The sequence below is a fragment of the Pseudomonas sp. PWP3-1b2 genome (assembly GCF_049896045.1).
In the GTDB taxonomy this organism is placed as follows: Bacteria; Pseudomonadota; Gammaproteobacteria; order Pseudomonadales; family Pseudomonadaceae; genus Aquipseudomonas; species Aquipseudomonas antarctica_B.
The window spans coordinates 1-7,980 of record NZ_JAFCTN010000076.1 but is presented as its reverse complement, the minus strand read 5'-3'; the positions used below and the strand labels follow the sequence as shown (position 1 = coordinate 7,980).

The 7,980-nt window shown below is 60.6% G+C and carries 7 protein-coding genes; all 7 read left to right on the top strand.

Annotation, left to right across the window (positions count from 1 at the left end; all coding sequences use genetic code 11):
- Nucleotides 1-65: 65 nt before the first annotated feature.
- The 7 genes from hslV to ACP7A2_RS26780 all read left to right on the top strand — a co-directional run bounded on the left by hslV (nt 66) and on the right by ACP7A2_RS26780 (nt 7,887).
- Nucleotides 66-596: an ATP-dependent protease subunit HslV gene (gene hslV / locus ACP7A2_RS26810; protein ID WP_426136812.1), complete on the top strand. Its 531-nt coding sequence runs from the start codon at nt 66-68 to the stop codon at nt 594-596.
- A 36-nt stretch (nt 597-632) separates the two neighbouring features.
- Nucleotides 633-1,970, top strand: coding sequence for an ATP-dependent protease ATPase subunit HslU (gene hslU, locus ACP7A2_RS26805; RefSeq protein WP_348056076.1), 1,338 nt, complete (start codon nt 633-635; stop codon nt 1,968-1,970).
- 175 nt (nt 1,971-2,145) lie between these two features.
- Nucleotides 2,146-2,523, top strand: a complete 378-nt coding sequence (locus ACP7A2_RS26800) for a gamma-butyrobetaine hydroxylase-like domain-containing protein (RefSeq protein WP_078740297.1) — start codon at nt 2,146-2,148, stop codon at nt 2,521-2,523.
- A 251-nt stretch (nt 2,524-2,774) separates the two neighbouring features.
- A complete protein-coding gene (gene phaC / locus ACP7A2_RS26795) occupies nt 2,775-4,454 on the top strand; it encodes a class II poly(R)-hydroxyalkanoic acid synthase (RefSeq protein WP_426136810.1) in 1,680 nt (559 codons plus the stop codon).
- 156 nt (nt 4,455-4,610) lie between these two features.
- Complete coding sequence (gene phaZ, locus ACP7A2_RS26790) at nt 4,611-5,456, top strand: poly(3-hydroxyalkanoate) depolymerase (protein ID WP_348056081.1); 846 nt, start codon at nt 4,611-4,613, stop codon at nt 5,454-5,456.
- Nucleotides 5,457-5,556: 100 nt separating this feature from the next.
- Nucleotides 5,557-7,239, top strand: a complete 1,683-nt coding sequence (gene phaC / locus ACP7A2_RS26785; protein ID WP_426136809.1) for a class II poly(R)-hydroxyalkanoic acid synthase — start codon at nt 5,557-5,559, stop codon at nt 7,237-7,239.
- A 27-nt stretch (nt 7,240-7,266) separates the two neighbouring features.
- Nucleotides 7,267-7,887 carry a TetR/AcrR family transcriptional regulator gene (locus tag ACP7A2_RS26780; protein WP_426136808.1) on the top strand — a complete coding sequence of 207 codons (621 nt, stop codon included), beginning with the start codon at nt 7,267-7,269 and terminating at the stop codon, nt 7,885-7,887.
- The last annotated feature ends 93 nt before the right edge of the window (nt 7,888-7,980 follow it).

Sequence of the window (7,980 nt, the reverse complement as noted above, 5' to 3'; positions counted from 1 at the left end):
CCCCCACCACCCCCATATCAGTTTCCATCAGGGCATTTTCGCCCCGCTGCGTGGAGACTCTCCCCTTGACCACCATCGTTTCAGTACGTCGCCACGGCAAAGTCGTCATGGGCGGCGACGGCCAGGTTTCCCTTGGCAACACCGTGATGAAAGGCAACGCGAAAAAAGTTCGTCGCCTGTACCACGGCCAGGTTCTCGCGGGTTTTGCCGGCGCTACCGCCGACGCCTTCACCCTCTTTGAGCGTTTCGAGGGCCAGCTGGAAGAACACCAGGGCCACCTTGTACGCGCCGCGGTCGAACTCGCCAAAGAATGGCGCACCGACCGCTCCCTCAGCCGTCTGGAAGCTATGCTTGCAGTGGCCAACAAAGACGCTTCCCTGATCATCACCGGCAACGGCGATGTGGTTGAACCGGAAAACGGCTTGATCGCCATGGGTTCCGGCGGTGGTTATGCACAAGCAGCCGCCAGCGCACTGTTGAAGAAAACCGACCTGTCGGCCCGGGAAATCGTTGAGACTGCCCTTGGCATCGCTGGCGATATTTGCGTGTTCACCAACCACAATCTGACCATTGAGGAGCAGGACCTCGCCGAGTAAGCCGTAGGCTTATTCCGCTTGAGGCCGCCAAACACTATGTCCATGACTCCCCGCGAAATCGTCCATGAACTTAATCGCCATATCATCGGCCAGGACGATGCCAAGCGCGCCGTTGCCATTGCGCTGCGTAACCGCTGGCGCCGGATGCAACTGCCGGAAGAACTGCGCGTTGAAGTAACGCCCAAGAACATCCTGATGATCGGCCCGACCGGTGTCGGTAAAACCGAAATCGCCCGGCGCCTGGCCAAATTGGCCAACGCACCGTTTATCAAGGTCGAAGCCACCAAGTTCACCGAAGTGGGCTACGTGGGCCGCGACGTCGAGTCGATCATTCGTGACCTCGCCGACGCTGCCTTGAAGCTGCTGCGCGAACAGGAAATGACCAAGGTCAGCCACCGCGCTGAAGACGCCGCCGAAGACCGCATCCTCGACGCCCTGCTGCCACCGGCGCGCATGGGTTTCAACGAAGACGCCGCACCGGCCTCGGATTCCAACACCCGCCAGCTGTTCCGCAAGCGCCTGCGCGAAGGCCAGCTGGATGACAAGGAAATCGAGATCGAAGTGGCCGAGGTGTCCGGCGTCGACATCTCCGCGCCGCCTGGCATGGAAGAAATGACCAGCCAGTTGCAGAACCTGTTCGCCAACATGGGCAAGGGCAAGAAGAAAAGCCGCAAGCTCAAGGTCAAGGAAGCGCTGAAACTGGTGCGCGACGAAGAAGCCGGGCGCCTGGTGAATGAGGAAGAACTCAAGGCCAAGGCCCTGGAAGCCGTTGAGCAGCATGGCATCGTGTTTATCGATGAGATCGACAAAGTGGCCAAGCGCGGCAATTCCGGCGGCGTTGATGTGTCCCGCGAAGGCGTGCAGCGCGACCTGCTGCCGCTGATCGAAGGCTGCACCGTGAACACCAAGCTGGGCATGGTCAAGACCGACCACATCCTGTTTATCGCCTCCGGTGCGTTCCACCTGAGCAAGCCAAGCGACCTGGTGCCGGAGCTGCAAGGCCGTCTGCCGATTCGCGTGGAACTCAAGGCGCTGACCCCGGGCGACTTCGAGCGCATTCTCAGCGAGCCGCACGCCTCGCTCACCGAGCAGTACCGTGAGCTGTTGAAAACCGAAGGCCTGGCCATCGAGTTTTTGCCGGACGGTATTAAACGCCTGGCGGAGATTGCCTGGCAGGTCAACGAGAAGACCGAGAACATCGGTGCGCGTCGTCTGCATACGCTGCTTGAGCGCTTGCTCGAGGAAGTGTCCTTCAGCGCTGGCGACATGGCCGGCGCGCAGAATGGCGAAGCGATCAAGATCGATGCTGAGTACGTGAACGGCCACTTGGGCGAATTGGCGCAGAACGAAGATCTGTCTCGTTATATCCTGTAGGTCTCATGCAGGAAAAGGCTTGTACAGGAGCCTGGCTTTTGTGGGAGCTGGCTTGCCTGCGATAGCATCACCTCAGTGTTTCTGAAACACCGAGGTGCCTGCATCGCGGGCAAGCCCGGCTCCCACAGAGGCCTGCTCCCACATGTTAAAGCCGGTTTCTTCAGGATCATCACCGATGTCAAAATTCCCTACCGCCGTAAACCTGCACAAAACCTCCAACACCCTCGGCCTCACCTACGGGCCCGATGAGGTCTACCAGCTCCCCGCCGAACTGCTGCGCACCCACTCGCCTTCCGCCGAGGTCCAGGGCCACGGCAAACCGATCCTGCAATTCGGCAAGCTCAACGTGCGCCTGACCAAGATAGAACCGGCCGGTCAGTACGCACTGAAATTGACCTTCGACGACGGGCATGACAGCGGCCTGTTCACCTGGGACTACCTCTACCAATTGGCCGTGCGTCAGGACGCGCTGTGGGCCGACTACCTGGCCGAACTCAAGGCCGCCGGAAAAACCCGCGACCCGAGCCAGTCGGTCGTGCGGCTGATGCTCTAGTCAGGGCTTCTCGCTCTTTAGAGGGCATTTTCTAATTTCATCTGCTTGAATGCCCCTTGCCGTGGCCAACGATTGGCCCGCTTGCGAAAAAAATTAAACTCGGGTAACCAATGGAACTGGCAAGTTCCCTGCATTTGACGATGCGGTATTAACGGTCACCCGAGTCGCAGTACCTGGCTTGTGTTGTGTATCGAAATTAGGGGTGCACAGCGGTACCCGGTACTCGTCTTTCGGACAATGGAGCGTCGTAGATGAGTAACAAGAATAACGATGACTTGAAACGCCAGGCCTCGGAAAACACCCTGGGGCTGAACCCGATCATCGCGTTACGAAAAAAGGATTTGCTCGCTTCGGCGAAGATGGTGCTGACCCAAGCCATCAAACAACCGCTGCACAGCGTCAAGCACGTCGCCCACTTTGGCGTCGAGTTGAAGAATGTGATGTTCGGCAAATCACAGCTGGTGCCAGAGGGCGATGACCGTCGCTTCCAGGACCCGGCGTGGAGCCAGAACCCGCTCTACAAACGCTATTTGCAAACCTATCTGGCGTGGCGCAAGGAACTGCACGACTGGATCGGCGGCAGCGACCTGTCGGAACAGGACATCAGCCGCGGCCACTTCGTGATCAACCTGATGACCGAAGCCATGGCCCCCACCAACAGCGCGGCCAACCCGGCGGCGGTCAAACGCTTCTTTGAAACCGGCGGCAAAAGTTTGCTCGATGGCCTCTCTCATCTGGCCAAGGACATGGTGCACAACGGCGGCATGCCGAGCCAGGTCAACATGGGCGCCTTTGAAGTCGGCAAAACCCTGGGCACCACCGAAGGCGCCGTGGTGTTTCGCAACGACGTGCTGGAGCTGATCCAGTACAAGCCGATCACCGAGCAAGTGCACGAGCGCCCCTTGCTGGTGGTGCCGCCGCAGATCAACAAATTTTATGTATTCGACCTGAGCCCGGAAAAGAGCCTGGCGCGCTTTTGCCTGCGCAATGGCCAGCAGACGTTTATCGTCAGTTGGCGCAACCCGACCAAGGCCCAGCGCGAGTGGGGCCTGTCGACCTATATCGAGGCGCTGAAAGAAGCGGTGGATGTGGTCACGGCAATTACCGGCAGCAAAGACATCAACATGCTCGGCGCCTGCTCCGGCGGTATCACCTGTACCGCACTGCTGGGCCACTACGCGGCAATCGGCGAGAAAAAGGTCAACGCCCTGACCTTGCTGGTGAGCGTGCTGGACACGACGCTGGACACTCAGGTGGCGCTGTTCGTCGACGAGCAGACCCTGGAAGCCGCCAAGCGCCATTCTTACCAGGCGGGCGTACTCGAAGGCCGCGACATGGCGAAGGTGTTCGCCTGGATGCGCCCCAATGACTTGATCTGGAACTACTGGGTCAACAACTACCTGCTGGGCAACGAGCCGCCGGTGTTTGACATCCTGTTCTGGAACAACGACACCACGCGCCTTCCGGCCGCGTTCCATGGCGACCTGATCGAGCTGTTCAAGAACAACCCGCTGGTGCGCGCCAACGCCCTGGAAGTGTGCGGCACACCGATCGACCTCAAGCAGGTCACGGCCGATATCTATTCACTGGCCGGCACCAACGACCACATCACGCCGTGGCAGTCCTGCTACAAATCGGCGCAATTGTTTGGCGGCAAGGTGGAGTTTGTGTTGTCCAGCAGTGGGCATATCCAGAGCATCCTCAACCCGCCGGGCAACCCCAAGGCGCGTTATCAGACCAGCGACAGCCTGGCGGCGAAGCCGTTGGACTGGCAGGAGAATGCCACCAAACACACCGACTCGTGGTGGCTGCACTGGCAAGTGTGGCAGGCGGAGCGAGCGGGCAAGTTGAAGAAAGCACCTGCAAGCCTGGGTAATAAAACCTATACCGCCGGTGAGGCGGCGCCGGGTACATACGTTCACGAAAGGTAGGCTGGAATGAGATCAAATGTGGGAGCTGGCTTGCCTGCGATTGCGGTGGGTCAGCTGGACAATGAGCTGACTGACAGATTGCTATCGCAGGCAAGCCAGCTCCCACATGAACCGCGCCGCCCATTGGACTTTTGCACCACCTGACAGGGCTTGAGCATGCCGCAACCGTTCATCTTCCGTACCATCGACCTGGATGGCCAGACCCTCCGCACGGCGGTACGCCCGGGCAAGCCTCATTTGACGCCGCTGCTGATCTTCAATGGCATCGGCGCCAACCTTGAGCTGGTGTTTCCGTTCGTCCAGGCACTGGACCCGGACCTGGAAGTGATCGCCTTCGATGTGCCGGGCGTGGGCGGTTCCTCGACGCCCAACCGCCCCTATCGATTCCCCGGTCTGGCCAAACTCACCGCGCGCATGCTCGATTACCTGGACTACGGCCAAGTGAACGCGGTGGGCGTGTCGTGGGGCGGCGCGCTGGCGCAGCAGTTTGCCTACGACTACCCGGAACGCTGCAAAAAACTCATCCTGGCGGCCACGGCGGCCGGTGCGGTGATGGTGCCGGGCAAGCCGAAAGTGCTGTGGCTGATGGCAAGCCCCCGCCGCTACATCCAGCCGTCCCATGTGGTGCGCATTGCGCCGATGATTTATGGCGGCTCGTTCCGCCGTGACTCGAAACTTGCCGCCGAACATGCCAGTAAAGTGCGCTCGGCGGGCAAGCTGGGCTACTACTGGCAGCTATTCGCCGGGCTGGGCTGGACCAGCATCCACTGGCTGCACAAGATCCGTCAGCCGACCCTGGTGCTGGCCGGGGACGACGACCCGCTGATCCCGCTGATCAACATGCGCATGCTCGCCTGGCGCATTCCCAACGCACAGTTGCACATCATCGATGACGGCCACCTGTTCCTGATCACTCGGGCCGAGGCTGTGGCGCCGATCATCATGAAGTTTCTCGAGGAGGAGCGCCTGCGCGCGGTGATTCACCCGCGACCCGCGTTGTAGAGGTTCAGGGTCAGGATGACCCACCACGCAACTCTGGCAAAACCGACTATGGTTCTGGATTGGCGTGCCCGTTGATGGCTTGACGAAGGAGTGTTGGCTCATGCGAGAAAGACCCGTGACGAACCCGGCGCCCACCCCTGCCGCGTTCATCAATGCGCAAAACGCGATCACCGGCCTGCGGGGTCGGGACTTGCTGTCGACCCTGCGCAGCGTCGCCGCCCATAGCCTGCGCAACCCGGTGCACACTGCCCGTCACGCCCTGGCGCTCGGCGGGCAATTGGGCCGCGTGCTGCTGGGCGAAACCGTGCATGAACCCAACCCCAACGACGGCCGCTTCAGCGACCCGACGTGGGCACTCAACCCGCTGTACCGCCGCAGCCTGCAGGCGTATTTGAGCTGGCAGAAACAAACGCGGCACTGGATCGACGACAGCACCCTCAACGCGGATGACCGGGCCCGCGCGCAGTTTGCTTTCTCGCTGCTTAACGATGCGGTATCGCCGTCCAATACCCTGCTCAACCCGCTGGCGGTCAAGGAACTGCTCAACTCAGGCGGCAACAGCGTGGTGCGCGGCGTCAGCAACTTGTTTGATGACCTGCTGCACAACAACGGCCTGCCACGCCAGGTCAGCAAGCACGCGTTTGAAGTTGGCAAGACGGTGGCGACTACGCCTGGCTCGGTGGTGTTTCGTAATGAGTTGCTGGAACTGATCCAGTACAAGCCCATGAGCGAAAAACAGTACGCCAAGCCACTGCTGATCGTGCCGCCGCAAATCAACAAGTACTACATTTTCGACCTGAGCCCGGCCAATAGCTTCGTGCAGTACGCACTCAAGAACGGCCTGCAGACGTTTATGGTCAGCTGGCGCAACCCGGACGTGCGTCATCGCGAATGGGGCCTGTCCACTTACGTGGCAGCGCTGGAAGAAGCGCTCAACGTGTGCCGGGCAATCACCGGAGCCCGTGAGGTCAACCTGATGGGCGCCTGCGCCGGCGGCCTGACCATCGCCGCGCTGCAAGGTCATTTGCAGGCCAAGCGCCAACTGCGGCGCGTCTCCAGCGCCAGCTATCTGGTAAGCCTGCTGGACAGCCAGATCGACAGCCCGGCCACGCTGTTCGCCGATGAGCAAACCCTCGAATCCGCCAAGCGCCGGTCTTATCAGCAAGGCGTGCTGGACGGTCGCGACATGGCCAAGGTGTTCGCCTGGATGCGCCCCAATGACCTGATCTGGAATTACTGGATCAACAACTACCTGCTGGGCAAGGAGCCGCCGGCCTTCGACATTCTGTACTGGAACAACGACAACACGCGCCTGCCCGCCGCACTGCATGGCGACCTGCTGGACTTCTTCAAGCACAACCCGCTGAGCCATCCCGGCGGCCTGGAGGTGTGCGGCACGCCCATCGACTTACAGAAGGTCACGGTGGACAGCTTCAGCGTGGCCGGGATCAACGACCACATAACGCCGTGGGACGCGGTGTATCGCTCCACCCAATTGCTGGGCGGTGAGAAGCGCTTCGTGCTGTCCAACAGCGGCCATGTGCAGAGCATTCTCAACCCGCCGGGCAACCCCAAGGCCAACTACGTCGAAAACCTCAGGCTGAGCAGCGACCCGCGCGCCTGGTATTACGACGCCAGCCACGTCGAGGGCAGTTGGTGGCCGCAGTGGCTGGCGTGGATTCAACAGCGCTCGGGCGTGCAGCGCGAAACCCTCACCGCACTGGGCAACCAGAACTACCCACCGATGGAAGCGGCGCCGGGCACGTATGTGCGGGTGCGCTGAGCTCAACGATCACATTAAGAAGACTGGATGAAGACCCGCGACCGAATCCTTGAATGTGCCCTGCAGTTGTTCAACCACAAGGGCGAACCGAACGTGTCGACCATGGAGGTGGCCAATGAAATGGGGATCAGCCCCGGCAACCTCTACTACCACTTCCATGGCAAGGAGCCGCTGGTGCTCGGCTTGTTCGAGCGCTTTCAGTGTGAGCTGGCGCCGCTGCTCGACCCGCCGGCGGATGCGCAGTTGAAGCCTGAGGATTACTGGCTGTTCCTGCACCTGATCGTCGAGCGCATGGCCCATTACCGCTTTCTGTTTCAGGACCTGTCGAACCTGGCGGGGCGCCTGCCGAAGCTGGCCAAGGGCATTCGCCACCTGCTGACGGCGCTCAAACGTACGCTCGCCTCGTTACTCGCGCGGTTGAAAGCCTCGGGGCAATTGGTCAGTGGCACTCAGGCGTTGGGGCAATTGGTGGAGCAAATCACCCTGACGTTGCTGTTTTCCCTGGATTATCAGCGGGTTCTGGACCGAGAGGGCGAAGTGCGGGTGGTGGTTTACCAGATCATGATGCTGGTGGCGCCGCATCTGTTATTGCCGGCGAGATTGGCGACTGAAAAATTCGCGCTGAAATACCTGGATGATCTGGATTAAAAATGTGGGAGCGGGCTTGCTCGCGAATACGGTGTGTCAGTACCAGATAGGTTGACTGACGCACCGCATTCGCGAGCAAGCCCGCTCCCACAT